The following is a 26,441-nucleotide window of genomic DNA, read 5'->3' as shown; positions in this document are numbered from 1 at the left end:
CGGCAGCGCGCATTCAGCGCGACGACCAGACCGGAAACAGGTCGCCATCGGCTGGCGTCGCGGCAAAGACGCCGCGGCTGATGGCGCGCGCCATGGTGGCGCCTGCCGCTGCGTAGAGGTCGATGGCGTCATTGGGCGCGAGCTCGATGCCGCTCTTGCCGGTCGCCAGCGCGAAAACCAGATCCCCGTCGGCCGGCGTGTGTGTCGGCCAAATGGCGCGCACGAAGCCGTCATGCGCTGATATCGCCAGGCGTTTGGCGGCGGCCTTGGTGAGGACAGCGTCCGTGGCGATGATGGCGATGGTCGTGTTGCCGCCGACCTTCGCCCGTTTCCCGATATGCTTGTCGCGAAACTTCAGCAGGATCGTTTTCGCGTCCTCCGGCATAGGCGAGGGATAGCCAAGCCCGCCGAACTCGTCGCCGATCTCGAAGGGCGCTGCCCAGAAGTGGCGTGTTTGGGCGATCGTCACCGAGCCGGTCGGATTGACGGCGGCGAGCGCGCCGATGGTGACGCCGCTGTCGAGCACCGTCGAGGCCGATCCGAGGCCGCCCTTCAGGCCGGAACTCAACGCACCACTGCCCGCGCCGACAGTGCCGAGCGGAAAATCGATGCCGACTGCCTGTGCCGCCTCATAGCCGAGATCGCGATAGGGCGGATAGCGACCCCAGTCCTTGTCGCCGCCATTGCGCAGGTCGAACAAGATCGCCGCCGGCACGATCGGCACGCGAAAGCCGCCGACCTCGACACCGATGCCCCTTTCACGCAGTGCCGCCTGTACGCCCGCGGCGGCGTCGAGACCGAAGGCCGAACCGCCCGAAAGCACCACAGCATGGATCGCCTCGATCGAATTGTGCGGCTCGAGCAGGTCGGTCTCGCGGGTGCCCGGCGCACCGCCCAGGATCTGGACACCGGCCACCGCCGGTTCGTCGCAGACGATGGTGGTCACCCCGGACTTCAGCCTCACGTCGGAAGCGTTGCCGACGCGCAGGCCGGCGACATCGGTGATGAGATTGCGCGGCCCTGTCCGAAACATCATTTGGCCTCCGCCGGCACGAAATGCGCGCCGTCGAAACGGAAGACCCGATAGAGGTTCTCGGTCAAGTCGCCCTTGCCGTCAAAGCGGATAGGCCCGATCGCGGAGCTGAAGTCATGCGCGGTAAGCGCATCGGCCAATGGCTTGCCGGAGGTTTCCGCCAGCGCCGTCGCCGCTTCGGCGATCTCGACCGCCGCAAAGGCCGGCAGCGTGTAGCCGTCCGGCACGATCTTGTGCGCGGCAAAGCTGTCGAGCACCTTGGAGGCGGCGACATCATCCCATTCGGGCGGCGCGATCATCAGCGTGCCCCTGGCATAAGCCACGTCGCCGGGCGGTGTGCGCAGCGCTTCGCCGCCGGCAAAGGTGATTCCGGCATCGAGCTGGCCGGCGTCGCGACCCATGATGGCGATGTCGTCGCCGTCGCCGCCGGCGAAGACATGCGTTGCGCCGGCTTTCCTCAGCCGCCCGATCAGCCCGATCTGGTTGTCGAGCTGCGGCCGGAATGTGTCGACGAACACCGGTTTCAGCGCCGCCTGCTCGGCTGCCGCCCGAAGCGTCTCGGCGATTTCGCGGCCGTAGATGGTGCCGTCGTCGACGACGGCGAACAGTTCGTTCTGCCATTGGCGGGTGAGGATGGAGGCGACTGCGTTGCGCTCGTCGTCGCCGCGCGGCCCGAGACGAAAGATCGGCCAGCCGGTCTTGGCGCGCCGGTCGGTCAGGCTTTCGGTGCGCACGCCGACGGTGATGACCGGTATGTTGGCGTCCTTCAGGATCGGCAGTGCCGCCTCGATCGCCTCGGTGCAGAGGAAGCCGACGACCACGCCGACTTTCGCCGCAGCGAATTCCCTCGCCGCGGCAGCCCCGCCATCGGCCGTGCAGGCGTCGTCGACAACCTTGAGTTGAGCGCCGTTCGCCGCTGCCGCCAGGCCAGCGCCCGCCTCGATCTGCTTGCCGAGGATCGCCGACGGCCCGGACAGTGGTGCTGCGACGCCGACCAGCAGCGTCTCAGCGTTCGCATCACCAGCGAGAGACAGCCAGGCCAGCACCGCTATTGTCGTTGTCCTGGGTCGCATGCGAGCGAAGAATTCCTCTGCCGCGGTCGCCTGTTTGCCGGGGCCACTTCCTGCCAAGACCTAAAGGCTGGTCAGCTTTCACGCAACACGCGAAATTCAAGATGCATGTCAACCACTTCGCTTGTGGCATGCAATATGCCGCCATATATAGCGGTTCGGTTCACCTCGCTTCAAACCAATGGAAATCGCCGGTGCTGAAGAAGAACGACATAGGGCCGCAGGCCTATCGCGACGCGATGAGCCATTTTGCCGGCCACGTCCATGTGGTTACCACCGACGGTCCCGCCGGCAGGCGCGGTGCGACTGTCATTGCAGCCTGTTCGGTCTCGGACACGCCGCCGACCATCCTGGTCTGCCTCAATTGCGAAAATCCCAAGAATGAGCCGTTCGTGAAGAATGGCAGGTTCGCCTTGAACACGCTGGCTTCGGACCAGGAGGCGCTGTCGGTCGGCTTTTCCGGCCTCACAGGTCTGCCCGTCGAGGAACGTTTCGCGTTGGGCGATTGGGACGTGATCTCGACCGGTGCGCCGACGCTGAAGGGCGCGCTCGCCGTGTTCGACTGCGAACTGATCGACACCAAGGATCTGGCCACCCACCGTGTGCTTTTTGGCAAGGTGACAGGCCTGCGCACCGGCGATAATTTGCGGCCGCTGATCTATCACGACCGCGGCTATCACGCTCTGTAGAGGCTCTGGATGGCTGCACCAACGGAGAGAGAATGACCGAGTTGAAACCGCGTCCCGCGCCGCGGACGATCGACGAGACGCTCGATCTGCTGACCGGTGCGGACTATGTGGCAGACCGGTCACTGGCGACCGTGCTGTTCTTATCGCTGCGCATGAAGCGGCCGCTGTTCCTTGAGGGCGAGGCCGGCGTCGGCAAGACCGAGATCGCCAAGGTGCTGGCGCAAGCGCTCGGCCGCCGGCTGATCCGCCTGCAATGCTATGAAGGCCTCGACGTCTCGTCCGCCGTCTACGAGTGGAACTACGCCGCGCAGATGATCGAGATCCGCATGGAAGAGGCGGCCGGCAAGGTCGACCGCTCCGACATGGAGCGCAACGTCTTTTCCGAAAAATACCTGATCCGCCGCCCGGTGCTCGACGCACTGACCGGCAAGGCGGGCGCCGCCCCGGTCTTTCTGATCGACGAGCTCGACCGCACCGACGAGGCCTTCGAGGCATTCCTGCTCGAAATTCTCTCCGACTTCCAGGTGACGGTGCCCGAACTCGGCACGATCAAGGCGCAGGAACCGCCGATCGTCATCATCACCACCAACCGCACCCGCGAGATCCATGACGCGCTGAAGCGCCGCTGCCTCTATCACTGGGTCGACTACCCGAATGCCGAGCGCGAGCTGGAGATCGTGCGCAGAAAAGTACCGCAGGCCAACAGCCGGCTGTCGGCAGAGGTGGTTTCGTTCATTCAGAAGCTGCGCCAGATCGAGCTGTTCAAGGTGCCGGGGGTTGCCGAGACCATCGACTGGGCAGGCGCGCTGACCGAACTCGACAAGGTGGCGCTCGATCCGGAAACCGTTTCCGACACGATCGGCGTGCTGTTGAAATACCAGGACGACATTGCCCGTATAGAACAGGGCGAAGGCCGGCGCATCCTCAACGAGGTGAAGGCCGAGCTTTCGGCGGCGGAGTAGGCGATGGCAACGCCGCGTCCCGAACCGAAAGAGGCCACGCCCGATGGGAGGATCGCCGATAACATCGTCTATTTCGCCCGCACCCTACGCAAGGCCGGCATGCGGGTCGGCCCGGCCTCGGTAAAAGATGCGATCGAGGCGGTGCTGGCCGCCGGTATCGGCTCTCGCGACGATTTCTACTGGACGCTGCACGCCGTACTGGTGTCGCGGCACGAGGATCACCCTACCTTCGACGAGACTTTCCGGCTGTTCTGGAAATCGCACGAGCTGATCGAAAAGATGCTGGCGATGTTTTCGCCAGTTGCGCCGAACAGTCGTGAGAAGCAAAAGCCGCGGGCTGCGGAAACCCGCGTCAGCCAGGCAATGTTCGAGGGCCACCAAAAGAACCAGCCGGTGCAGGAAATCCCCGAGATCGAGGTCGACGCTCGCTTCACGTTTTCCGGGAACGAGGTGCTGAGGGGCAAGGATTTTGCCCAGATGAACGCCGCCGAGATGACTGACGCCAAGAAGGCGATCGCCGAGTTGCGGCTGCCCTTCGACATGGTCAGGACACGGCGTTTCAAATCCAACGCGCATGGCCGACGTATCGATCCGCGCGCCATGATGCGCTCGGCCGCGCGGACAGGCGGCAAACTGATCCTGCCGAAATTCCGGTCGCCGCGCGAGGTTCACCCGCCGCTGGTCGTGCTTGCCGATATTTCCGGTTCGATGAGCCAGTACACGCGCATTTTCCTGCATTTCCTGCATGCGCTGACGGAAAAGCGCCGGCGCGTGCACGCCTTCGTCTTCGGCACCAGGCTGACAAATCTGACGCGGCAGATGCGCCATCGCGATCCTGACGCGGCACTCGCCGATTGTTCGGCGGCGGTGATGGACTGGTCGGGCGGCACCCGTATCGGCGATACGCTGGCCGAATTCAACCGGTTGTGGTCGCGGCGTGTGCTGGGGCAGGGCGCCGTGGTTCTCCTGATCACCGACGGGCTGGAGCGTGACGACGTTGCCGGCCTGTCGGAGGAAATGGAACGCCTGCACAAATCCAGCCGGAGGCTGATCTGGCTGAACCCGCTGCTGCGCTTCGACGGCTTCGAGGCGCGCGCCCGCGGCGTCAAGGCGATGCTGCCGCATGTTGACGAATTCCGCTCGGTGCACAATCTCGACGCGCTCGCCGATCTGTGCGCGTCGCTGGACAAGAATTCGGCGCGCTCCGTCGACCCACGCAGATGGATTGAGGGTGGCGCGAGAAGCGCCGCATAGCCATATGTTTCCTCCGGGAGAAACGGTGATGGAAAACAGCATTTATCTTGATGAGGCGCGCGATCCGCTGATCATTGCGGAAGGCTGGATGAAAGACGGCAAGGATGTTGCCATTGCTACCGTGGTCGAGACCTGGGGCTCGGCGCCGCGCCCGGTCGGCAGCCACCTTGTCATTGACGCGGAAGGCAATTTCCACGGCTCCGTCTCGGGTGGCTGCGTCGAAGGCGCGGTGGTCACCGAGGCGATCGATGTCATCGACAGCGGCAAAGCAAAGATGCTGGAGTTCGGCGTCGCCGACGAAACCGCCTGGCAGGTCGGCCTGTCCTGCGGAGGCCGCATCAAAGTCTATGTCGAGCGGTTGGGTTAGAAGCATGATCCCGAACCAAAGGTCCGCGTCAGCGAAAAGTGGGAACCGGTTTTCGGACAAGATCATGCTCAAACAAGAGATCTTTTGATGGATCCATATGCGCTGAAAACGCTGAACGTCGAACGCCGCGCCCGCCGCGCGGCGATCTTGGTCACCGATCTCGGCGACGGCCGCGACCGCATCGTGCGCGAGGGCGATCAGGTCGCCGGCGAATTGGGCGCTGCGATCGCCAAGGCGTTTCGGTCAGGCAATTCGGGCTCGGTCGAGGCGGAAGGGCGAACCTTCTTTCTCAACGCCCACCTGCCGCAGCCGCGCCTGATGGTGATCGGCGCCGTCCATATCAGCCAGGCACTGGCGCCGATGGCCAAGATCGCCGGCTATCCCGTCGAGATCGTCGATCCGCGCACGGCCTTCGCCACATCAGACCGCTTTCCCGATGTCGCGCTGCATGCCGAATGGCCGGAGGATGTGCTTTCGCGCCAGCCGCTCGACAGCTATACGGCGTTGGCAGCCGTCACCCATGATCCGAAGATCGATGACTTCGCGCTGAAGGCGGCGCTCGACGCCAACTGCTTCTATGTTGGGGCGCTTGGCAGCCGCAAGACCCATGCTAAGCGCGTCGAGCGCCTGCTGGCATTGGGCGCGACCGCCGACCAGATCGCCCGCATCCACGCGCCGATCGGCTTGGACATTGGCGCTGCCAGCCCGGCAGAGATCGCCGTCGCGGTGCTGGCGCAAGCGATCAAGGCATTTCGTTCGCGCGGCTTCGAAGCGAAGGACGCGGCGGCGTGAAGTTTGGGCCGATCCCCGTAGATACGGCTGAAGGCGCGGTGCTGGCGCACGCCACCACCGCCGGAGAACGGCGCTTCCGCAAGGCGCATCGGCTGAACGCCGATGATGTATCTTTGCTCAAGGCAGCAGGGATTTCGGAGGTTGTCGCGGCTGTTCTCGCTCCCGACGATTTGAGCGAGGACGCTGCCGCCGAAAAGATCGCGGACAGCATGATTCATCGCAACATCGAGGCCAAGTCCGCTTCGACCGGCCGGGTTAATCTCCACGCTCAGGCGGCCGGCATCTTCACCGTCGATGCGGCGATGATCGACGCCATCAACGCCGTTGATCCGACGATCACCATCGCCACCTTGGCGCAGCACGCGCCGGTTGAAAAGGGCCAGATGGTTGCAACGGTGAAGATCATTCCCTTCGCGGTCAGCTCCATGCTGGTCGATTCGGTGGCGAGGATCTGCGCCGGCGGCGAGATCTTTGCCGTCAATGTCTATCAGCCGGTCCGTGTCGGCGTCATCCAGACGGTTCTGCCCGGCATCAAGCAGAGCGTGCTCGACAAGACGTTGCGTGTCACCGAAGCCCGCTTGGCGCGGTCGGGCGGCCGGCTGACGGCGGAGCGCCGCACGCCGCACGACGTTGGCACCGTTGCGGAGGCTGCGGTCTCGCTGGCGCGCGATAACGACATGGTGGTGATCTTCGGCGCCTCGGCGATGAGCGATTTTGGCGACGTCGTCCCGGCGGCGATCGAGAAGGCCGGCGGCATCGTCATCCGCGCCGGCATGCCTGTCGATCCTGGCAATCTGTTGGTGCTCGGTACGCTTGGCGGCAAGCGCGTCATCGGCGCACCGGGCTGCGCCCGCAGCCCCAAGGAGAACGGCTTCGACTGGGTTCTTGACCGGTTGATCGCCGGCCTCGACGTGACGGCCAAGGATATCGCCGGCATGGGTGTCGGCGGTCTGTTGATGGAAATCCCGACGCGGCCACAGCCGCGCGAGCCGCTGCCGGCCAGAGCCGAGTTGAAGGTCGATGTCGTGCTGCTGGCCGCCGGCCGCTCCAGCCGCATGGGCGGCCCGAACAAGCTGCTGGCGCTGTTCGACGGCAAGCCGCTGGTCCGCCGCACCGCCGAGCGCGCGCTCGGCTCGAAAGCCTCTGATACAATTGTCGTCACCGGCCATCAGCGCGAGCGCGTGCGGACAGCGCTGTCGGGCCTGGACATCACCTTCGCCGACAATCCGGATTTCGCTGACGGCCTGTCTTCGTCGCTGAAGGCCGGCATCGCGAAAGTTGCCGGCGACGCTGCCGGTGCCATGATCGTGCTTGGCGACATGCCTGGCGTCGCGTCAGCCGATCTCGACAGGCTGATCGATGAATTCCGCAAGTCCGAGGGCCGATCGGTCGTGCGCGCCTCTCATGAGGGAAAGCGAGGCAACCCGGTGCTGTTGCCGCGCTCACTGTTTGCGGCGATCGCTCATCTCGAAGGCGATACCGGCGCGCGCCATCTAGTCGAGGCCGAAGGGCTCGATGTCGTCGATGTCGAGATCGGCAAGGGTGCGTCGATCGATGTTGACACCCGCGAGGCGCTGGAAGGCGCCGGCGGCGTGCTGCAGGATTGACAAACCGAGGCCGAAAAACGCATCCCTGAGGGATGGCTCTCCGTTTACAGCTTCTGACCTTGATTTTTCTTTTGTTTTCGGGTTTGGCGTACGGTCAAACGCTGTCGCTAAAGCCCTTCAAGGACGACCTGTTCGCCTATCCGGCCATCCTCTCTTCCGAGGGCGCCTATACTGTCGTCGACTATCGCGAGCTGCGCGATATCAACGCTCGCGACAAGGTGCCGGAGCGCCGCGCGCAGCCGCGATATGTCGACACCGGTGTGCGCAAGGTGCAGCAGGATCTGCTGCTGAAGACCGACGCCGGCAATATCCGCCACGTCGCCGTCGGTCGCACGCAAGGTGCTGCCATCATCGTGCTCTATTTGCATGGACAGGGCGGCAGCCGTAAGCAGGGCGTCGACGATTTCACCTTCGGTGGCAATTTCAACCGCATCAAGAACCTGATGGCCGGCAATGGCGGCCTCTATCTGTCGCCGGACTTTTCCGATTTCGGCGACACAGGTGCTGCCCAAATCGCCGCGCTGATCGGTCACTATGCCGAACGGTCGCCGGACGCGAAGATCTTCGTTGCCTGCGGCTCGATGGGCGGCGCACTGTGCTGGAAGCTTGCCGCCCGCAAGAATACGGGCGGCCGCATCGACGGGCTGCTGCTGCTCGGTTCGCTGTGGGATGAAAGTTTCTTCTCGAGTCTGGCCTTCAAGCGCCGTGTTCCGGTCTTCTTTGGCCAGGGCAGCAAGGACCCGGTGTTTGCAGTCGAGAAACAGGAAGCCTTCTTCCGTTCGATCCTGACCAAATCGAAAACCTATCCGGCCCGCTTTGTCCGCTTCGAGACGGGCACGCACGGTACGCCGATCCGCATGACCGACTGGCGCGGCACGCTCAACTGGATGCTGTCGAAGGCCCCTTAAGGCGCGGTGTTGTAGTCCACCACCGTCTGCGGGTTGATCTCGCCGTCATAGGAGGCGTCGACATCGTACTGCACCAGCGAGAAATTGCCGTTGCGAAACAGATAGGTCCCGACTGACGAGGCATCGCCGACGCCGCGCCACTTGTTGAGCGACGAGATCGTCTTGGTGGCGTCGTCATATTCGGAATTGACCAGCTGGTCGTCGGTCTGGAAGCCAATGACGTTGATCGCCTCGACCTTACCTTCGCTATTGTTGTTCTCATAGTGGATATCGAGTTCCGGCGAGGCGAACTGCAACTGCCGGACGCCTGATACGTCGTCGTAGACATAGTAGACGACACTCTCATTATAGGCGGCCATCGAGCAGAAAAAGCGGAATAGCCGCGTCTCGAGTTCCGGCTCGTCGGCCTCGGAGCCCGGATACTTGTAGCGGAGGGAGTAGGCGTCCGGCTCTGCCAAGGGCTCGCCGCCTGGCATTTCCTTGTCGCATTGTTCGCCATAGGTGGCTGCAAACGCTTTCTTGACCTGCTCCAGCGCCGCATCTTTCTTCGGCGGCGGCGGTCCGTCGCCGCAGCTTGCCGGCACCGCGTCCTCGAAATCGGCCTTGGATGGTTTCAGCGCGCCCTTGTCGATGAAGATCGGGCGGAATGGCGGTTCCTGGATCTGGGCGTTGATCTGGCGCAACGTATAGCAACCGGCAAAGACATTTTCGCTGCCGTCCTTGGCTGTCGCCCGGATGGCGACCGGAACATTGTAATAGATGCTGCCGGCCGCACCGTCTTCGGACACACCACCGGTTTTGACTTCGACGGTGTCGGTGCCGTCATAGCCTTTAACGAAGGCGCCGAAATCCTTGGCCGGCTTGGTTTCGCCGAAATAGTCCCAGGCGCGCGCGAATTCTTGCCGGTTGATGGCGCTGTAGAACGAGCGGATGACCGCTTCGGCGTTCGACCTGTCGTCGACATAGGGCGCTTCGGCGGCGAGCACTGGCTGGCCTGTCACGGCAAGGGAGAAAAAAGCGGTCGCTGCGAAAAGGGCGCTTCTCATCGGGAATCTCCACCAGATGGGAATCCTATCATACCGATTGCGGCGACGTGGTGGCGCTTGAAGAATCGCCCGCGGAGGCGCTAGGTGCCGCCCTCGGCGTTCCCGCCGGATAGGAGATTCATGTGACCATATCGATGTACGAAGCGTCCGTTCCGGTGTTTTCGGCCAGGTTGAAGGCGCTATCCAACGTGCTGAACATCGCCGAGCAGAATGCGCTCGACCGCAAGATCGATCCGCAGGTGTTTTTGACGTCGAGGCTGGCGCCGGACATGTACGCGCTGACCAGGCAGGTGCAGATCGCCACCGACCACGCTAAGGGCGCGCCATCGCGGCTTGCCGGCCGCGAGGTGCCGAAATACGAGGACAGCGAGGCGAGCTTTGCCGATCTCCAGGCGCGCATCGCCAAGACCGTCGACCATCTGGCGACATTTTCGGCTGCCGATATGGACGGCTCCGATGACAGAATGATCGAGCTGAAGCTTGGCCAGCGCGAGTTCTCGATGGCCGGCATGCAGTATCTGCTGCATCTCGCCATGCCCAATTTCTATTTCCACGTGACCACCGCCTACGACATCCTGCGCCACAATGGCGTGCCGCTGAGCAAGGCGATTTTCATGGGATCGCGTTGAAGAATGGCGAGGAGATATCCCGGTCGAGCCGGGATATCCGTGACTAACGTGAGGACATTTCGCGAGCGACACGCGGAAAATCGGCTGGTTTGATGCCGATGTCGGCACGGTCGGCATTGCTCATCGAATGAAGCAGCGCCAGAGCCGCGCGGTAGCGCAGATGTTCCTGCGGACGCGGACGGGCGAACATTTCAGTGAGAAAACCCATGATTCAAGCCCCTGGTTGGTCCTCCCCGAGTCGCAATATAAGCAAATCATGACAATTGTGCAGTGCAGCATTTGCATGGCAGCCATGCTGCACAGGTTTTTTTGATTACCGGTGAAACTTCCGGCGCGGACGGACCGTATAGCTGAACGCCGGCACAGGGCCGGTTTTTCCTCGCCATTCCTGGCGAAATTCCGGACTGCATGAAAAATGCAGTCCGGCTTTTTGTTGTCTGCTGCGTAGCCGTTGGCTGGATTTCATGGAAAAGTCGTCGGCGATTGGCGGCGGGCTTGGAGACAGCCCTCGCATTCCTGTATGCTGTGCCTTCCTCCCCGCGCAGCCGCGCAAAAACTTCCCGCCGGAGAAAGTTCCATGCACAAACGCCGCCTCGGTCGGACCGATCTTCTTGTTTCCCAGATCTGCTTGGGATCGATGACCTGGGGCCAGCAGAACACCGAAGCGGACGGCCACGCCCAGATGGATCTGGCCTTTTCGCGCGGCATCAACTTCATCGACACTGCCGAGCTCTACCCGATCCCGCCCAAGGCGGAGACGCAAGGCTGGACCGAGAAGATCATCGGCAGCTGGATGAAAGCGAAAGGCAACCGCGATCAGGTGATCCTCGCCTCGAAGGTGGTTGGCCGCACCGCCAATGCATGGTTCCGCGGCGGGCGTCCGTCGAAGCTGGTGCGCGCCGACATCTTGGATGCCGTCGAAAAATCGCTGACCAGGCTCAACACCGATTATCTCGATCTCTATCAAATCCATTGGCCGGAGCGCGCCGTGCCGTGGGGCGCCAACCCGAACCGCGTCGGCGCCGTGCCGCTGCGAGCCGATGCCGTCGGCACACCGGCCGGCGAGACGCCGATCGCCGAGACCCTCGCCGTCTTCGACGAATTGGTGAAGGCCGGAAAAATCCGCCATTTCGGCCTGTCGAACGAGAGCTCCTGGGGCGTCATGCGGTTCATCGCCGAAGCCGACAAGGGCCTAGGTCCGCGGCTGGTGTCGCTGCAGAACGCCTATAACTTCGTCAACCGCGGCTTCGAGGTGAATCTTGCCGAAGTCTGCGAGCGCGAACAGGTTTCCCTGCTCGCCTATTCGCCGCTGGGACAAGGTTACCTGACCGGAAAGTACGACCATGGCGCGCGGCCGCTGGGCTCGCGTTCTCAGCTCTTCAACCGCGGTCAGCGTTACGAGACGCCCAATGCCGCGGAGGCGCAGCTCGAGTACAACGAGCTGGCGCGCTCATTCGGCATGGAGCCGGCACTGTTTGCCAACGCCTATGTCGCGAGCCGGCCTTTCGTCACTTCGAGCCTCATTGGCGCGACGACCCTTTCGCAGCTCGAAATGGCGCTGTCTTCCGCCGATGTCGTCTGGACCGAGGAAATGCAGAAGGCGGTCGACGCAATCCACCAGCGTGTCGGCAACCCGTGTCCGTGAGCTGCTTTCCGGCGCTGTAAGGTGTGATTGCCAAACGATTACAAGAGGGAGGGAGAAAAAGTGACTTTTCCGATTGAGGTCGTGCGCGAGAAATTCCCGGCACTGTCGCTGACCGACAAGGGCCGTCGCCGCATCTATCTCGACAACCCGGCCGGCACCCAGGTGCCGCAAGCGGTAGCCGACGCGGTGTCACGCTGCCTGCTGACCACAAACGCCAATCTCGGCGGCTTCTTCGAAACCACGATTGCGGCGCAACAGATCGTCGACGACGCCCATGCGGCGATGGCCGATTTCCTCGGTGCTGCGAGCCCGCAGGAAATCATCATCGGCGCCAACATGACGACACTGACCTATCACATGTCGCGCACGCTTGGCTGCACGATGCAGCCCGGCGACGAGATCATCCTCACCCGCATGGACCACGAAGGCAACGTATCGCCCTGGCTGCAGCTGGCCGAAGACCTTGGCCTTGTCGTGCGCTGGCTGCCTTTCGACCAGCAGAGCTGGCAGATCGAGGAGGCGGCGCTTGCTGCGCTGCTCACCGACAGGACGCGACTGGTCGCCTTGAACTACGCCAGCAATCTGACCGGCTCGATCAACCGGGTGAAGGCGCTGACGCGCATTGCCAAGCAGGCCGGCGCGCTGGTCTATGTCGACGCCGTGCAGTTCGCGCCGCACGGCCTGATCGACGTCAGGGATCTCGGCTGCGATTTCCTAATCTGCTCGGCCTATAAATTCTTCGGCCCGCACATGGGCATCCTATGGGGCAGACTTGACGTCATCGACGCCCTGAAACCGTATAAATGCCGCTGTTCGTCCAATGCTCTGCCGGAGCGGTTCGAACTCGGCACGCCGCAGATCGAACTGATGGCCGGACTGACGGCCGCGGTCGATTATTTTGCGGAGCTGGGCGCGGCGGCAGGCGGTTCGCGCCGCGCCAGGATCGCCAAGGCGTTCGAAACATCAACAGCTTACGAAAATCCGCTGGCGCAAAGGCTGATCGACGGGCTGTCGGACGTTTCAGGCCTGACGATCCACGGTATCACCGATCCGGCGTGTATCGGGGAGCGCGTGCCGACGGTCTCGTTCACCGTCGACGGCATCGTGCCGGAGACGATCGTACGGCAGATGAATGCGGACAACATCTTCCTGTGGTCCGGCCACAACTACGCCTGGGAGATCGTGCATCAGCTCGGCATTCCGGCCGAGCAAGGCGTCATACGCATCGGCATCGCCCACTACAATACGGCGTCCGAGATCGACGAGACGCTGGAGAGCGTGCATCGGGTTATCGCGATGCTGCGACAGGAGCGATCCTGACGCGACATCCGGCTGATATTAGCGTTTCTTGCCGCCGCCGAACCCGGTGAGGAAGGCAGTAAGATTGTCGCCGAGTTCGTCGCAGAGATAGCCGCCTTCCTGGACGATTACCGTCGGCAGGCCGCGACCGGCGATAGCCTCGCCGATGCGCGAGAAGCCCTGCGTCGTCAGCGATAGTCCGCCGAACGGATCGCCCTCGAAGGCGTCGAGGCCGAGCGCCACGACAAGCGCTTCCGGCGCAAAGGCGCGGATACGCTGGAACGCCACGTCGAGTGCTTCGAGGAACGCGGCATCGCCGGATTTGCGCGCCAGCGGCAGGTTGAAATTGTAGCCGAGTCCGGCTCCTTCGCCGCGTTCGTCTGCATGACCCCAGAAGAACGGATAGAAGCGCACCGGATCGGCATGCAGCGAGACGGTGAGCACGTCCGGCCGTGCGTAGAAAATGCCTTGCGTGCCGTTGCCGTGATGCAGGTCGACGTCGAGGATCGCCACCCGCGCAGCTTGCTTGCGGAGCACCTGTGCCGCGACCGCCGAATTGTTGATGAAGCAGAAGCCGCCGGCGACATCGGCAAAGGCGTGATGGCCGGGCGGACGGCAGAGCGCATAGGCAGCCGGTGCGCCCGACATCACGCCCTCAGCGGCCTCGACCGCACTCCAGGCGCTCCACAGCGCGCTCCGCCACGTCTCGCCGGAGATCGGGCAAGCGGTGTCGGCCATGTGGTAGCCGGCCTGGCCGACCGCCGATGCCGGATAAGAGCCGCCCCGCGCGATCGGATGGATGTTGGGGATCACTTCGGCCGAAGCGCCTTCGATGCGCTGCCAGCGCACAAAGATGTGCTCGAGAAAATCAAGGTATTCGGGCGCATGGACCGCCGCAACCGGACCAAGCCCGTGATCTCTCGGCCGTTCGATCGTGCAGCCGGCGGCCTTGGCGCCGACGAGCAGCCGTTCGACGCGTTCCGGCTTTTCCGGATTGGGTTTCTGGGCGCCGCTGGAGAGGAACGCCTTGGGATCGTGGCGCTTCTGCTCTTCGGCATAAAAGGCTTTCATCTTGGCTCCTCATCATCGGGTGCATCGGCGAAGGCAAAGAACGCGTCGCCGACGATCTTCTGCACCTGCTCGTAGCTCGACCAGGCAATGCCCAGCCTTTCGTAGAAGGCCTTGGCGGTTTCATTGTCGGTATCGACGGACAGTCTGAGATAGGCGCCGCCGTCCTTCCGGCATTCTCGCGCGGCACGCCGCAGCAGGCGTTCGCCGATCCTGCGGCCGCGAAACCGATCCTCGACATAAAGGTCCTGCACATAAACGCCGGGCCGCCCCATCCAGGTCGAGAAGATCGGGAAATGCAGGCACAGGCCGGCAAACTCGTCGCCGACCTCGGCGATCAGCGTCGAGAAGGCAGGGTTTTCGCCAAAGCCATAGGTGCGAAGGTCCTCGGCCGTAGAAGTGATTTCCCCGGGCGCGCCGATATGAGCGCCAAGTCGCAGGATTGCGGCATGGATCGTTTCGACGTCCTCGACGGTGCCGGGCCGGATGAGAATGTCGTTTGCAGGATCGGTCACGATAAGTGGGGCGCCAAGGTACCCCCCTCTGTCCTGCCGGACATCTCCTCCGACAGGGGGGAGATTGGCAGCGTCAATCTACCCGCACATCCTGCGACGTTCGCGATTGGCGAAAACGACTGGGACATCCGATCTCCCCCCTTGCGGGGAAGATGCCAAGTGGCGGCAAAGAGGGCAGGACAGAGGGGGGTGGGACGGAACGCAAGCATCTCAGATCGTCTCAAAAAGCTACCCTATCGCCACCCTTGAGCGCCAGCATCTCGCGCACCTCAGTGGGCGTGGCGACGTCCAGCGACAGCCCGTCGAGCACACTGCGGATACGGCGCACCTGATTGGCATTGGACTTTGCCAGCTGGCGGCCGTCGTAAAGGCTGTCCTCCAGCCCGACGCGGACATTGCCGCCCATCGCCGCCGCAATCGAGATCATTGGCATCTGGTGGCGCCCGGCGGCCAGCACCGAAAACTGGTAACTGTCGCCGAACAGTTTGTCGGCGATGCGCTTCATATGGACCAGATTGTCGGGATCGGCGCCGATACCGCCGAGAATGCCGAACACGAACTGGATGAACATCGGTCCCGACACCAGCCCCCGGTCGCGAAAATGCGCCAGTGAGTAGAGGTGGCCGACATCGTAGCATTCAAATTCGAAGCGTGTGCCGCAGCCCTTTCCAAGTCTTTCGAGCACGGTCTCCATATCGGCAAATGTGTTTTTGAAGATCGTGTCGCGTGTCGCTTCCAGCAGTTTCGGCTCCCACTCGTACTGCCATTGCCTTGGCCGGTCGAGCATCGGGAACAGCGCGAAATTCATCGAGCCCATATTGAGCGAGCACATTTCGGGCTCGGCCCTGAGCGGTGCGGCCAGCCGCTGGTCGAGCGTCATCAGCGATGAGCCGCCGGTGGTGATGTTGATCACCGCGTCAGTCGCCTGCTTGATGCGCGGCAGGAACTGCATGAACACATCAGGATCGGCGGTCGGCCGCCCATCCCCGGGATCACGGGCGTGAAGATGCAGGATCGAGGCGCCGGCTTCGGCGGCCGCGATCGCTTCTTCGGCGATCTGGTCCGGCGTCACTGGCAGGTGCGGCGACATCGACGGCGTGTGCACCGACCCGGTGACGGCGCAGGTGATGATGACTTTTCGTGGCGCCATTTTCAGCTTTCGACCGGCAGGTCGAGCTCGCCGGCCAGCACCTGCAGCGAGTCGCCGATGATGGCGACGATCTCGCCGATCTGCTCGGCAGTGACAATCATCGGCGGCGCCACCATGAAATTGTCGCCGTCGACGCCGCCCTTGACCTTTCGCCCATAGATGATCAGGCCACGTTCATAGGCGAGGTCGAGCAGACGCTGGGTGGCCTTCTTCGCCGGTGCGATCGGCTTCAGCGTATCGGGTTCGGCGACCATCTCGGCACCTAGCAGCAGGCCCTTGCCGCGCACGTCGGCGATAAACGGAAACCGCTTGGCCAATCCCTTCAACTCGGCCATCAAAATATCGCCCATGTCAGCCGCGTTGGCGATCAGGTCCAGACGATCCATCTCGCCGAGCACGGCGAGCCCGGCGGCGCAGGCGAGCGGATTGCCGGCGTAGGTATGGCCATGCTGGAAGCCGCCGGAGGCGAGCAGCGGCTGCACCAGCCGCATCGGTGCGGCCAACGCGCCAAGCGGCGCATAGCCTGAGCCTAGCCCCTTCGACAGCGCGACGATGTCAGGCTTGCAGTTCCAGTGGTCGCCGCCGAGGAACTTTCCGGTGCGGCCCGCACCGCTCATCACTTCGTCATGGATGAGCAGGATGCCGTAGCGATCGCAGATTTCGCGGATGCGCGGGTAGTAGCTGTCCGGCGCCACCAGCGCCGCTGTGGCAGCACCGCCGACCGGCTCCATGATGAAGGCGAGGACGCTTTCCGGTCCCTCGGCGAGGATTTTCTCCTCCAGCATGTCGGCGTAGCGAATGCCGCGCTGTTCCATCGAGAGATTGTCACGGTCGCGCCAGGCGGCCGGCGCCGGCACGGTCGGCATGACCTGCATCATAGGCGCAAAAGTTTCGGCCAGCGCATCGTCGCCGGTGACGGACAGCGAACCAAGCGTGCCGCCATGATAGGAGGGAAAGCGGGTGATCACCTTCCAGCGCCTGGGCTGGCATGTCGCCACTGCCCACTGCCGGGCAAGCTTAATGCAGGATTCCGTCGCTTCCGAGCCGCCCGAGACGAAAAAGATGCGGTCCATGCCTTCGGGGAGTTTGGCGGCTAATGCCCGCGCCAGTTCCTCGGCCGGCTCGTTCTCGAAATGCAGCCGGTAGGCGAAGGTGGCGCGGTCCATCTGCCGCTTCATCGCATCGAGCACGTTGCGGTTGGAATGACCGATATTGGCGACCATCGGTCCGCTCGATCCGTCGATGAAGCGACGGCCATCCTGTGTCCAGATGTAGATACCTTCGGCGCGATCGACCAGCGGCCTGCGCAAACTGGACAGATAGAACAGATGCGACGGCGGGCGCGTCTCGGTGTCCGGGGCAGGGGTCTGGGACTTCAGCATGTCAGGATTTTCCGAGATAGCGGTCGAGTACATTCTTGGTGACGCGCTCGACCATCGCGTCCTGCCTTAGCAGGCCGGCGACCCATTCGCAGCTTCCGGCGTGGAACACCTCGCCCTTGCCGCGCGGGAAATTGACGATCATGCCGTTGCCGCGCTTGACCTTTTCGAGATTGGCTTCGCTCGCCTCGCCGAACAGCGTTTCGGCGGTGAAGCGTCCGTCCTCGTCGCCGAGAAACTGGTCTTCGAACGCGATGTCGGCGCTCTCCTCGACTTGGGCAGCCATGCCGACCGCGAGAATTTGCAGCCCGTCCGGTGCGCCGCTGTCGGGGGTGGGGTAAGGCAGGCCGCCACGGATTTCGTGATCGAGCCCATCGACCTCATAGCCATAGACATGGCTGTCGGCGCCGAGCAGGTCGCCGTAGTAGATGCCTGTGCCGGCAAACGCCCAATGCTCCGGCCGGTAGACCGGATAGCCGCGCACGCCGCGCGGCGCGCAACCGCCCCAGCCGGCGTAAAGGCCCCTGGTCGCATTGAGCCCGAAGGTCATGGCACCCGGCCGGCCGATTTCCGGCGCTTCCCAGGAATTCGTGGCGCGGCTCACGTCGCCGCCCCGATAGGCCGGATCCTCGTCGCGGGCGCGGTATTTGTAGCAGATCTGGCGGCGGCCCTCGTCCTCCAGCCTGGTCTGCCACATGAAATTGCCGGCAAAGCGCGCCGCATGGCCGCCGCGTTCGACATGGGCATCGACAGCGTCGCGCATCTCCCAGGTCCAATATTCGTCATGGCCGACGAACACGACGCAGTCATAGCCGTCGAGGATTTCGGGCGAGAAATGCAATTCGTGCTGGCTGGCAAGGTCGACGGCATAGCCGGCGCGTTCGGCAAAACGAAAGAAGTGGCTGTCATAGCTTGCCCAGCCGGACGAGGCGTATTTCTTCGAATGGCCGGTGGCGAAAGCCCATTCCATATGCGGATAGCGCGGCGCGGTCTTCGGCGGCACGGCGACCTCGAGCGGCACGCGCGGCGCCTCTTTCGGCAGAACAACAAAGCCGCGGCACCATGGCCGCTGCGTCGACACCATTGGGGCATACTGATCGCGGTTCGGGCCGGTGATGCCTTCGTAATGATTGGAGCCGCCCCAAGTGTTGTAGGCAAGCCAGGTGCCGGTGGCGGCAACCTGCAGCACACGACCGCGTTTCTTGCCGGGCTGCGGGGTAACCATAAAAAGATGGTAGCAGCGGATCGGCTTGCCGTCGCGGCCATCCGCCGTCAGCGTGGCGCGGTAGGCTCCGGACGGCCAGTCGTCGCCGACGCGGAATTCAAACGATGCGTCCCAGCCGCAGCCCACGACCGAACATTGGTCGGGTGTATCCTGCCAGCGCGCCGCGATCCCGGCCGTCTCGAACATTTTCGTTTCGGTGCCGCCGTCGCGGACGATCGCCACGCTGAAGCTGGAGGCTGTCGAACTGACATGCAGCGCCACTGTCTCGCCCCGGCTGTATGAAAAACGGTCGCTGTAGCACCAGATCTCGCCGCGTTCGCCATCCATGCCCGGCCACTCCCAGTAGTGGCCGCGCACGGCTTGCCGGCGCTGGTGGGGCGTCAGTCCGAAATCGGGGAATTCGGTAGGAAGCTTGGTCATGAACGCCTGTGAAGGGTCGAACGCGTCATTTCGACCATCTGCCGGGCAAGCGTCAATTGGAAACGATCGGGCCAGCGATAGCTGACAGCCGGCCTTGGCCTTGCCTGCCAAACAGATTATCTCACAAAGGGCGGCCTTTTCCGCCACGGGAGCCGACATGCTGAGAGTGCAAAAGGTTAAGGTGGACGACATCTATGTGCCGACCGCGCGCAGGAAGACACTGCATCCCGAGACCGTCCGGCATCTGGCCGAGGACATTCTGGAAAACGGCATGAAGACGCCGATCCAGGTGCGCCACGACGGCAAGCGCCATATCCTGGTCGAAGGCCTGCACCGGCTGGAAGCGGCGAAGTGGCTCGGCGAGACCGAGATCGACGCCTATCTGGTGCAAGCCAAGCGCCACTAAGCTCTCATTCGGCGTCCGCCGGAATCGGCCAGGCGAAGTTTTTCGCGAGACCCTGTCGGGCTGCGCGTTGCCCACTCGTCCTTGAGACGGAAACGGGCATTCAAGCCAACTCTTTAGCAGCAAGTGAGGAGACCACCATGACGACCAAGCTCGATATCGCCCCCAGCTCCGACCGTGAACTGGTTCTTGCCCGCATCATCGATGCGCCGCGCGAGAACGTCTATCGCTGCTGGACCGAGCCGAAACTCGTAACGCAATGGTTCGCGCCAAAGCCGTGGACGACGCCGCGCGCCGAGATGGACGTTCGCACCGGCGGCTCCAGCCTGATCGTCATGGCCGGTCCCGACGGCAACGAGTTCGCGAACCCCGGCGTCTTCCTCGAAGTCGTGCCAGGCAAGAAGCTCGTCTTCACCGATGCCTATACCAAGGCGTGGGAGCCTTCCGAAAAGCCATTTATGACCGGCGTGGTGACACTCGAGGACGAGGGCACGGGCAAGACCCGCTACATCGTACGGGTCGGCCATTGGAGCGTCGCCGACCGCGAACAGCACGAAAAAATGGGCTTTCACGAGGGCTGGAGCCAATGTGCCGACCAGCTCGAAGAAGTCGCTAAGCGGCTTTGATCCACCGGCAAGAAGGGGAGGAGGCCGACATGTCCAGATCGATATTTTTCGCCATTTTCGTCTCGGCCGCAGCGTTCTTCGCTGCGCCGAGCTCCACCAAAGCCGAGGAGGCAAAGCCCGCCATGACCGAAACGAAAGCAATGCCGAAGCCGGCGAAATCCGGCCTGCTGCCGATCAACGGCCTGAACTACTATTATGCCGTCTACGGCAAGGGCGAGCCGCTGCTTCTGCTGCATGGTGGTCTGGGCACGACCGACATGTTCGCGCCGATCCTGCCGAAGTTTGCCGAAAACCGTACCGTCATCGGCGTCGACCTGCACGGCCACGGCCGCACCGCGCTCGGCGACCGGCCGCTCAGCCTGGAGGCTATGGGCGACGACATGGCGGCTATCGTCAAGGCGCTCGGCTACGAGCAGGTCGATGTCATGGGTTATTCGCTGGGCGGCGGCGTCGCCTTCCGCATGGCCGTCCAGCATCCCGAAACCGTGCGCCGGCTGGTCCTGGTGTCGGCGGGCTGTGCCTCGGACGGCTTCTATGCCGAGATGCGAACCCAGCAGGCGCAGGTCGGCGCGGCGATGGCCGACATGATGAAGGACACGCCGATGTACAAATCCTATGTGGCGGTGGCGCCGCATCCGCAGGATTTTCCGAAGCTGCTCGACCAGCTGGGCGCCTATATGCGCAAGGACTACGACTACTCCGCCGATGTGCCGAAGCTGAAGATGCCGGTCATGCTGGCGTTCGGCGATAGCGATATGTACCGGCCAGAGCACGAGATCAAGTTCTATCAGATGCTCGGCGGCGGACTGAAGGACGCCGGCTGGATGCGCGAGAACCTGTCGCAGAACCGCCTGGCCATCCTGCCGAACCGCACCCATTACGACGTGTTCTTCGCGCCGGAACTGGTGGCCGCCGCGCTGCCCTTCCTCAATGGCGAGACCAAGGTGAAGACCTGGGACGAGATCGTCAGCGAAACGAACTAACCGCCTGAAAACTGCCTGCCGGCCGTCTCCGGAGATGGCCGGCGACGCTTGTTTCACGTCACGCCTGACCAGAACAGCAGAGCGGCTGCTGAAACCGCACCGCAAGTCCCGCCGGCCGCATCACGCCAACAGATGGCGCCATCAAAGCTTTTCAATTGACGCTGCTATACCGGCAGCTACCTTGCCGCCAATCTTCAGAATGAGGGATGCAGATAATGAGGGGTGCAGATAATGAGGGGTGCAGATATGGCCGGGTATCAGGGTGGCTGCCTGTGCGGGGCGGTGCGCTATCGCACTGATGCTGCACCGATCAACGAGCGCGTCTGCCATTGCCGGCTTTGCCAGAAGGCGTTGGGCGCGGCCTTCAACGCCCGCGTGCTGTTCCGCATCGACGACGTGACGACAGAAGGACCGGTGGCGCTGGTGAATTCCTCGCCCGATCTCAAGCGCGGCTTTTGCCCGGGCTGCGGCACGACGTTGTTTTCCCGGCGCGACTCCGCCGGCATCATCGGCGTCACCTCCGGCTCGCTTGACGACCACAGATGCATATGTGGACCGCCTCGAAGCAGCCCTGGGTACAGCTCGACGACGGACTGCCGCAATATGAAGGCGCCCCACCCCCGAACTGAAGCACAGGCGAACTGAAGCACAGGCGAACCGAAGCACAGGCGAACTGAAGCACAGGGAGTGCCCAATTTTTTTCATCCGGGACACGAGATAGCCGGCAAAGCGTCATTGGCGAGCCATCATTGCCGCCTATCTATTACGTGCGGGTCGGCAGTCGAGGAGGCGACGGATGAAGGACAGAATCAACACCCTGGATGAGCTTTTGAGCGATCCGATGGTCAAGCTCGTGATGGAGCGCGACCGCGTGCAGCCGGCCGAGCTTCGCTCGCTGCTTGAAGAAAAGGTTCGCCGGGATGATGCGCCGGTCAATCCCGTCACCGATCGCCCCGACACCGACCGCTTCGTACCGCCCGCTCACATGGTAGCCGAGAGCTGCCATAAGCTATGGCTGTGCGGCTAGGCAGCGGGCCTGCAGGCATCGGCGATCCTTCGCGCCCTCTCTGTCCTGCCGGCGTTCCAAGCAATCACCGCTGCGGCGATGAAGCCATGTATTCTGCTTGCCCTCTCGTCCTAACAATTTGATTCAAACTTTGTTGGTAATTTCTCGTTAGTAATCTGGACTGGTTTGTCCGGCGGCGTTGTCTTGCCCTCGGTCTGTTGTGTTCTGCGTACAGGTCCAGATGCGGTTTTCAGGCGTCGTCATCTTTGTGCTCGCGTCTCTGTGCCTTGCCGGCTGCACATCCACGTCCGGCGTCGACGCGTTGCAAGTGCCGTCCAGCGAGACGACCAGTTCGGTTGTGCGGCCGCCCGCGCCGGTAGCGTCGGTCGGTGCGGCCGATGCGGCACCCGACTTCGCGCAGGAAGAGGCGGGGCAGACTGTGGCTATGGCCACTCCAGAGCCTGTGGAAAGCATCGAACCACCCGCCGAGCCGATTGCCCTGGTGGCGCCGACGCGGCTGGCACAGGCAGCACCGATGCTCGCCGAGCCGGTCCAGCGCTATCGTTTTCGTGACGCCAAGCCGATCAATTTCGGCAGGGCCTCGCCCAGACACCTCGCCGTTCACGGCGTCGACGTCTCGCGCTGGCAGGGCAACGTGAACTGGGGCAAGCTGCGCGCGCAGGGCGCGAACTTCGCCTACATCAAGGCGACCGACGGCGGCGATCATCTCGACCCGATGTTCAGGAAGAACTGGCGCAATGCCGACGCCGCCGGCCTCAAGCGCGGCGCCTATCACTTCTTCTACTGGTGCCGCACGGCAGGCGAGCAGGCCGACTGGTTCATCCGCAACGTGCCGAGGGTCGAGGGCGCCTTGCCGCCGGTGATCGATGTCGAGTGGAACGGCGAATCCAGCTGCAAGCGGCGGCCGTCGCGGCAGAAGGTGCTGGAGAAGATGCAGGTCTTCATGGACAAGCTCGAGCGCCACTACGGCCAGCGGCCGATCATCTACACCGCGCCCGATTTCTACCGCGACAATCTGCGTGGCGCATTTCTGGACTATCCATTCTGGCTGCGCGCGGTGGCACAGCACCCGGCAAAGGTCTATCCCGGCCGCAAATGGGTGTTCTGGCAGTATTCCGGCTCCGGCCTGTCGCACGGGGTGAGGGGCCGCATCGACCTCAACGTGTTCCACGGCGACGAGGAAGCCTGGCGGAACTGGGTTGGTGGGCGGCAGATGGTGGCCGAGGCGGAGTAGGGCGTCCTTCCGGGGCTGGAGCTTCTTGCTGTTCGCGCCTGTGGGGGCTGATCGCGGCGCAGAAAGCCGCCATTTGCAGGCCAGCATGAGGTGAATATCGACGGACCCTGACCGCCTGTCGCGGAAGTGTCATCGATCCGTCATCGCTTTGAAATGTGGTTCCCGCAAATCAGGTGGCTTCCATTCGAACAGGAGACGCCACCCGTGCCCCGCCATTCCGCGCTTTTCGTCCTGACGGCAGCGCTTGCTGCCTCCGTTTCGCTGCCGGCCCATGCCGACATGATGTTCAACCGGGTCGCGAGCTTCGCGGTCGCCGGAAACCTCCCGGCGGACGTCGAGAAGACCACGCCGACTTCGTCCGAGATCATCACGGCGAGCGAAGACGGCATGACGCTGGTTTATTCCGATAGCCCGCTCGGTGCGGTCGGCTTCATCGACATCGCCGATCCCAAGGCGCCCAAGGCCGGCGGCATCGCCAAGATCGACGGCGAGCCGACCTCGGTTGTGGTCATCGGCGGCAAGGTGCTGGCCGGCGTCAACACGTCTCAGAGCAAAGCCAAGCCTTCGGGCAACCTCACCGTCATCGATCTTGCCTCCAAGGCGATCGAAGGCACCTGCGACCTCGGCGGCCAGCCGGACTCACTGGCGTTCAGCAAGGACGGCAAGTTTCTGGCCATCGCCATCGAGAACGAGCGCGACGAGGATCTGAACGACGGAGAGATTCCGCAGATGCCGGCGGGCGACCTCAAGATCTTCACGCTTGCCGAAGGCCACCCTGATTGCGCGACAATGAAGACCGTCAACCTGGCGGGCATTGTCGAAGTCGCGGCGGAAGATCCGGAGCCGGAATTCGTCGCCTTCAACGAGGCCGGCGAGATAGTGGTCACGCTGCAGGAAAACAACCACATCGCCATCGTCAACGCCGAAACCGGTGCGATCGTCACGCACTTCTCCGCAGGCTCCGTCACGCTGGACAAGATCGACACCAAGAAGAACGGCGCCTTGTCCTTCGATGGCAAAATGGAAAACGTCGCGCGCGAACCCGACGCCGTGAAATGGCTCGACAATGACCGTCTCGTCGTCGCCAACGAAGGCGACTACAAGGGCGGCTCGCGCGGCTTCACGATCTTCAGCAAGAAGGGCGAGGTTCTCTACGAATCCGGTCCGTCCTTCGAGTACGAGGTCGCCAATGCCGGCCATTATCCCGACGACCGCAACAAGAAGGGCGTCGAGCCGGAAGGTCTCGAGACCGGCACGTTCGGCGAGGACAGACTGATTTTCGTCGCTTCGGAGCGTGGCTCCGTTGTCGGCGTCTACAAGGACACGGGTGCGGAGCCTCGGTTTGTGCAGATCTTGCCGTCCGGCATCGGCCCGGAAGGCCTGGTGGCGATTCCGTCGCGCAATCTCCTGGTCACCGCCAACGAGGCCGACCTGGTCGAGGACGGGCTCGCCCGCTCGCACGTGATGGTCTACGAGTGCTCCGAGGGTCCCGCCACTTACCCGATGATCACGGCAAAGCTCACGGCAGACGGCACGCCGCTGGGCTGGGGTGCGCTTTCGGCGCTCGCGGCAGGCGACACCGCCGGCAAGCTCTTCGCAGCCTCGGACTCGTTCTACGCCAACGCGCCGTCGATCTTCGAGGTCGATGCCACGCAGACGCCGGCGCTGATCACCGGCAAGACCATCGTCACGCGTGGCGGCCATCCTGCACAGAAGCTCGATATCGAAGGCATTGTCGCCGACGGTGAAGGCGGCTTCTGGCTGGCCAATGAAGGCGATCCGGCAAAGCTCGTCCCGCACGCCATCCTGCGCGTCGACGGCAAGGGCGAGATCAAGCAGGAAATCGGCTTCCCGACAGAATTGCTCGCTCATCAGAGCCGCTTCGGCCTCGAAGGCATCACCACCATTGGCGAGGGCGACGACCTGACGCTGGTGATGGCGGTGCAGCGCGAATGGGCCGACGATCCGAAGGGCCAGGTCAAGCTTTTGGCCTACAAGCCGCAGGCCAAGGAATGGTCGGCAGTGCGCTATCCGCTCGAAGCGACCGAAGCTGGCTGGATGGGGCTGTCGGAGATCACCGCGCATGACGGCAAGCTCTACATCCTCGAACGCGACAACCAGATTGGCGACCTGGCCAAGGTGAAGCGCATCTATTCGGTGGCGCTCGACGCCTTCAAACCGGCCAAGCTCGGTGGCGAACTGCCGTTGGTCGAAAAGACGCTGGTGCGCGACATCGTCGGCGACCTGAAATCAGCCACCAACGGCTATGTCATCGACAAGGTCGAAGGTTTCACCATCGACAAGAACGGCGATATCTTCGTCGCCACCGACAATGACGGCGTCGACGATTCTTCCGGCGAAACGCTGTTTTTACGCTTGGGCAACATCAGCGCCGTGAACTGAGGGTGTTATATGGAGCGTCCCCCTCATCCGTCCGCTTCACGGCCACCTTCTCCCCGCTGGGGAGAAGAGGCTGGCATCAACGCTGGCGAACTCCTCTCCCCTTGGGGAGAGGTCGGATTGCCCCGAATTGCCCTTCGCAATTTGGTTGGCAATCCGGGTGAGGGGGCACTTCCGCGAAGCCGGGCGTGGCACGGTCGCTTAGCCAGCGCGCGACGTCTTCCCTGACGGGACATAGACAGGTCTTCGCTGCGGCTGGTTTCGTCGGTGGCATCCGCGGCCGTTTCCACAAGACCCAAGCCGCAGCACATCGGTTGCGGCGTAGCTAGGGCACCTCTACATATTCCGCCAGGCTGACCCCTTTGGGCACATCCAGCCCATCGGCATGCAAGCCTTCGATATGAAAGCGTATTGCGTCGCGAATTTCGGTTTCCACGTCAGGAACCGACGCGCCGGTCGCGATGCAGCCGGGCAGGTCCGGCACGTACGCGGAAAAATTGTTTCCGGCTTTTTCGATCACCACCGCGTAGCGCATGTCATCACTCCTTTAAACCGGACTGCTTGAGGATGCTATTCAGTGTTCCCGGTGCAACCTCTTCAGACGGCTTGCCGGCCACCGTGACGCGGCCGGCTTTGATTTCATGCTTAATATTGGCGATGACTGCCTTTGGTTGCAACCAGATACCAGCTGTCGGTTTCCAGCAGGCGAA

27 protein-coding genes and 1 pseudogene are annotated in these 26,441 nt (G+C 63.1%); 17 read left to right on the top strand and 11 right to left on the bottom strand.

The window, feature by feature from the left end; translation table 11 throughout:
- Window positions 1–13: 13 nt before the first annotated feature.
- Both AC0L3I_RS22525 and AC0L3I_RS22520 read right to left on the bottom strand, forming a co-directional pair.
- Window positions 14–1,033 carry a P1 family peptidase gene (locus AC0L3I_RS22525; RefSeq protein ID WP_473528275.1) on the bottom strand — a complete coding sequence of 340 codons (1,020 nt, stop codon included), beginning with the start codon at window positions 1,031–1,033 and terminating at the stop codon, window positions 14–16.
- Window positions 1,033–2,106, bottom strand: a complete 1,074-nt coding sequence (locus tag AC0L3I_RS22520) for a branched-chain amino acid ABC transporter substrate-binding protein (RefSeq protein ID WP_473528255.1) — start codon at window positions 2,104–2,106, stop codon at window positions 1,033–1,035. Before AC0L3I_RS22520 ends, AC0L3I_RS22525 begins: the two co-directional genes overlap by 1 nt.
- Before the next feature lie 191 nt (window positions 2,107–2,297).
- Here AC0L3I_RS22520 and AC0L3I_RS22515 point away from each other — a divergent pair, with 191 nt between their 5' ends.
- The 7 genes from AC0L3I_RS22515 to AC0L3I_RS22485 all read left to right on the top strand — a co-directional run bounded on the left by AC0L3I_RS22515 (window position 2,298) and on the right by AC0L3I_RS22485 (window position 8,682).
- A complete protein-coding gene (locus AC0L3I_RS22515; RefSeq protein WP_123150093.1) occupies window positions 2,298–2,792 on the top strand; it encodes a flavin reductase in 495 nt (164 codons plus the stop codon).
- Window positions 2,793–2,824: 32 nt separating this feature from the next.
- Window positions 2,825–3,754 carry an AAA family ATPase gene (locus AC0L3I_RS22510; RefSeq protein ID WP_292188720.1) on the top strand — a complete coding sequence of 310 codons (930 nt, stop codon included), beginning with the start codon at window positions 2,825–2,827 and terminating at the stop codon, window positions 3,752–3,754.
- A 3-nt stretch (window positions 3,755–3,757) separates the two neighbouring features.
- Window positions 3,758–5,008, top strand: coding sequence for a vWA domain-containing protein (locus AC0L3I_RS22505; RefSeq protein ID WP_473487930.1), 1,251 nt, complete (start codon window positions 3,758–3,760; stop codon window positions 5,006–5,008).
- Between the two features lie 28 nt (window positions 5,009–5,036).
- Window positions 5,037–5,375, top strand: coding sequence for an XdhC family protein (locus tag AC0L3I_RS22500; RefSeq protein WP_065008152.1), 339 nt, complete (start codon window positions 5,037–5,039; stop codon window positions 5,373–5,375).
- Between the two features lie 87 nt (window positions 5,376–5,462).
- A complete protein-coding gene (locus AC0L3I_RS22495; RefSeq protein ID WP_473487931.1) occupies window positions 5,463–6,167 on the top strand; it encodes an XdhC family protein in 705 nt (234 codons plus the stop codon).
- Window positions 6,164–7,774, top strand: a complete 1,611-nt coding sequence (locus tag AC0L3I_RS22490; protein ID WP_473487932.1) for an NTP transferase domain-containing protein — start codon at window positions 6,164–6,166, stop codon at window positions 7,772–7,774. The genes AC0L3I_RS22495 and AC0L3I_RS22490 overlap by 4 nt, the downstream gene beginning before the upstream one ends.
- 32 nt (window positions 7,775–7,806) lie before the next feature.
- On the top strand, window positions 7,807–8,682 hold the full coding sequence (locus AC0L3I_RS22485) for an alpha/beta hydrolase (RefSeq protein WP_473487933.1): 876 nt from the start codon (window positions 7,807–7,809) through the stop codon (window positions 8,680–8,682).
- On the opposite strand, the gene AC0L3I_RS22480 is transcribed toward AC0L3I_RS22485, so the two are convergent.
- Window positions 8,679–9,728 (bottom strand): DUF1176 domain-containing protein, encoded by a 1,050-nt coding sequence (locus tag AC0L3I_RS22480; protein ID WP_473528254.1) that lies wholly within the window; start codon window positions 9,726–9,728, stop codon window positions 8,679–8,681. The genes AC0L3I_RS22485 and AC0L3I_RS22480 overlap by 4 nt on opposite strands.
- Before the next feature lie 122 nt (window positions 9,729–9,850).
- Here AC0L3I_RS22480 and AC0L3I_RS22475 point away from each other — a divergent pair, with 122 nt between their 5' ends.
- Complete coding sequence (locus AC0L3I_RS22475; RefSeq protein ID WP_473528253.1) at window positions 9,851–10,357, top strand: DUF1993 domain-containing protein; 507 nt, start codon at window positions 9,851–9,853, stop codon at window positions 10,355–10,357.
- A 43-nt stretch (window positions 10,358–10,400) separates the two neighbouring features.
- Here the strand turns inward: AC0L3I_RS22475 and AC0L3I_RS22470 are convergent, their stop codons facing one another.
- Window positions 10,401–10,565, bottom strand: coding sequence for a hypothetical protein (locus AC0L3I_RS22470; RefSeq protein WP_023798224.1), 165 nt, complete (start codon window positions 10,563–10,565; stop codon window positions 10,401–10,403).
- Between the two features lie 369 nt (window positions 10,566–10,934).
- On the opposite strand from AC0L3I_RS22470, the gene AC0L3I_RS22465 reads away from it, so the two are divergent.
- On the top strand, window positions 10,935–12,002 hold the full coding sequence (locus AC0L3I_RS22465; protein WP_473487935.1) for an aldo/keto reductase: 1,068 nt from the start codon (window positions 10,935–10,937) through the stop codon (window positions 12,000–12,002).
- Between the two features lie 60 nt (window positions 12,003–12,062).
- A complete protein-coding gene (locus AC0L3I_RS22460) occupies window positions 12,063–13,322 on the top strand; it encodes a cysteine desulfurase-like protein (protein ID WP_473528252.1) in 1,260 nt (419 codons plus the stop codon).
- Between the two features lie 18 nt (window positions 13,323–13,340).
- Here the strand turns inward: AC0L3I_RS22460 and AC0L3I_RS22455 are convergent, their stop codons facing one another.
- From AC0L3I_RS22455 to AC0L3I_RS22435, 5 genes are all read right to left on the bottom strand, one after another.
- A complete protein-coding gene (locus AC0L3I_RS22455) occupies window positions 13,341–14,372 on the bottom strand; it encodes a histone deacetylase family protein (protein ID WP_473487937.1) in 1,032 nt (343 codons plus the stop codon).
- Entirely contained in the window at window positions 14,369–14,884 is a 516-nt protein-coding gene (locus tag AC0L3I_RS22450; RefSeq protein WP_473487938.1) for a GNAT family N-acetyltransferase, read from the bottom strand. Before AC0L3I_RS22450 ends, AC0L3I_RS22455 begins: the two co-directional genes overlap by 4 nt.
- Before the next feature lie 220 nt (window positions 14,885–15,104).
- Window positions 15,105–16,034: a 3,5-dioxohexanoate:acetyl-CoA acetone transferase gene (gene kce / locus AC0L3I_RS22445; RefSeq protein WP_473528251.1), complete on the bottom strand. Its 930-nt coding sequence runs from the start codon at window positions 16,032–16,034 to the stop codon at window positions 15,105–15,107.
- 2 nt (window positions 16,035–16,036) lie between these two features.
- Window positions 16,037–17,416 (bottom strand): aminotransferase family protein, encoded by a 1,380-nt coding sequence (locus AC0L3I_RS22440; RefSeq protein ID WP_473528250.1) that lies wholly within the window; start codon window positions 17,414–17,416, stop codon window positions 16,037–16,039.
- A gap of 1 nt (window position 17,417) precedes the next feature.
- Complete coding sequence (locus AC0L3I_RS22435; protein WP_473528249.1) at window positions 17,418–19,058, bottom strand: N,N-dimethylformamidase beta subunit family domain-containing protein; 1,641 nt, start codon at window positions 19,056–19,058, stop codon at window positions 17,418–17,420.
- Window positions 19,059–19,215: 157 nt separating this feature from the next.
- Between AC0L3I_RS22435 and AC0L3I_RS22430 the strand changes: the two genes are divergently transcribed.
- The 7 genes and pseudogenes from AC0L3I_RS22430 (at window position 19,216) to AC0L3I_RS22400 (ending at window position 25,734) form a co-directional block, all read left to right on the top strand.
- Window positions 19,216–19,464 (top strand): ParB N-terminal domain-containing protein, encoded by a 249-nt coding sequence (locus AC0L3I_RS22430; RefSeq protein ID WP_095490758.1) that lies wholly within the window; start codon window positions 19,216–19,218, stop codon window positions 19,462–19,464.
- Window positions 19,465–19,601: 137 nt separating this feature from the next.
- Complete coding sequence (locus AC0L3I_RS22425) at window positions 19,602–20,087, top strand: SRPBCC family protein (RefSeq protein WP_473528248.1); 486 nt, start codon at window positions 19,602–19,604, stop codon at window positions 20,085–20,087.
- A 29-nt stretch (window positions 20,088–20,116) separates the two neighbouring features.
- On the top strand, window positions 20,117–21,070 hold the full coding sequence (locus tag AC0L3I_RS22420) for an alpha/beta fold hydrolase (protein ID WP_473528247.1): 954 nt from the start codon (window positions 20,117–20,119) through the stop codon (window positions 21,068–21,070).
- A 246-nt stretch (window positions 21,071–21,316) separates the two neighbouring features.
- A pseudogene (locus AC0L3I_RS22415) lies at window positions 21,317–21,699 on the top strand (GFA family protein).
- Window positions 21,700–21,866: 167 nt separating this feature from the next.
- Window positions 21,867–22,097, top strand: coding sequence for a hypothetical protein (locus AC0L3I_RS22410; protein WP_473487944.1), 231 nt, complete (start codon window positions 21,867–21,869; stop codon window positions 22,095–22,097).
- A 220-nt stretch (window positions 22,098–22,317) separates the two neighbouring features.
- Entirely contained in the window at window positions 22,318–23,331 is a 1,014-nt protein-coding gene (locus tag AC0L3I_RS22405) for a glycoside hydrolase family 25 protein (RefSeq protein WP_473487945.1), read from the top strand.
- A gap of 204 nt (window positions 23,332–23,535) precedes the next feature.
- Window positions 23,536–25,734: an esterase-like activity of phytase family protein gene (locus AC0L3I_RS22400; RefSeq protein WP_473528246.1), complete on the top strand. Its 2,199-nt coding sequence runs from the start codon at window positions 23,536–23,538 to the stop codon at window positions 25,732–25,734.
- 322 nt (window positions 25,735–26,056) lie between these two features.
- Here the strand turns inward: AC0L3I_RS22400 and AC0L3I_RS22395 are convergent, their stop codons facing one another.
- Window positions 26,057–26,266, bottom strand: a complete 210-nt coding sequence (locus AC0L3I_RS22395; protein WP_473487947.1) for a type II toxin-antitoxin system HicB family antitoxin — start codon at window positions 26,264–26,266, stop codon at window positions 26,057–26,059.
- Window positions 26,267–26,270: 4 nt separating this feature from the next.
- On the bottom strand, window positions 26,271–26,348 hold the full coding sequence (locus AC0L3I_RS22390; protein WP_245265364.1) for a type II toxin-antitoxin system HicA family toxin: 78 nt from the start codon (window positions 26,346–26,348) through the stop codon (window positions 26,271–26,273).
- Between the last annotated feature and the right edge of the window lie 93 nt (window positions 26,349–26,441).

The organism is Mesorhizobium sp. WSM4840, from assembly GCF_055811755.1.
The sequence above is the reverse complement of the archived record's forward strand: the minus strand, read 5'-3'. Positions and strand labels throughout refer to the sequence as shown.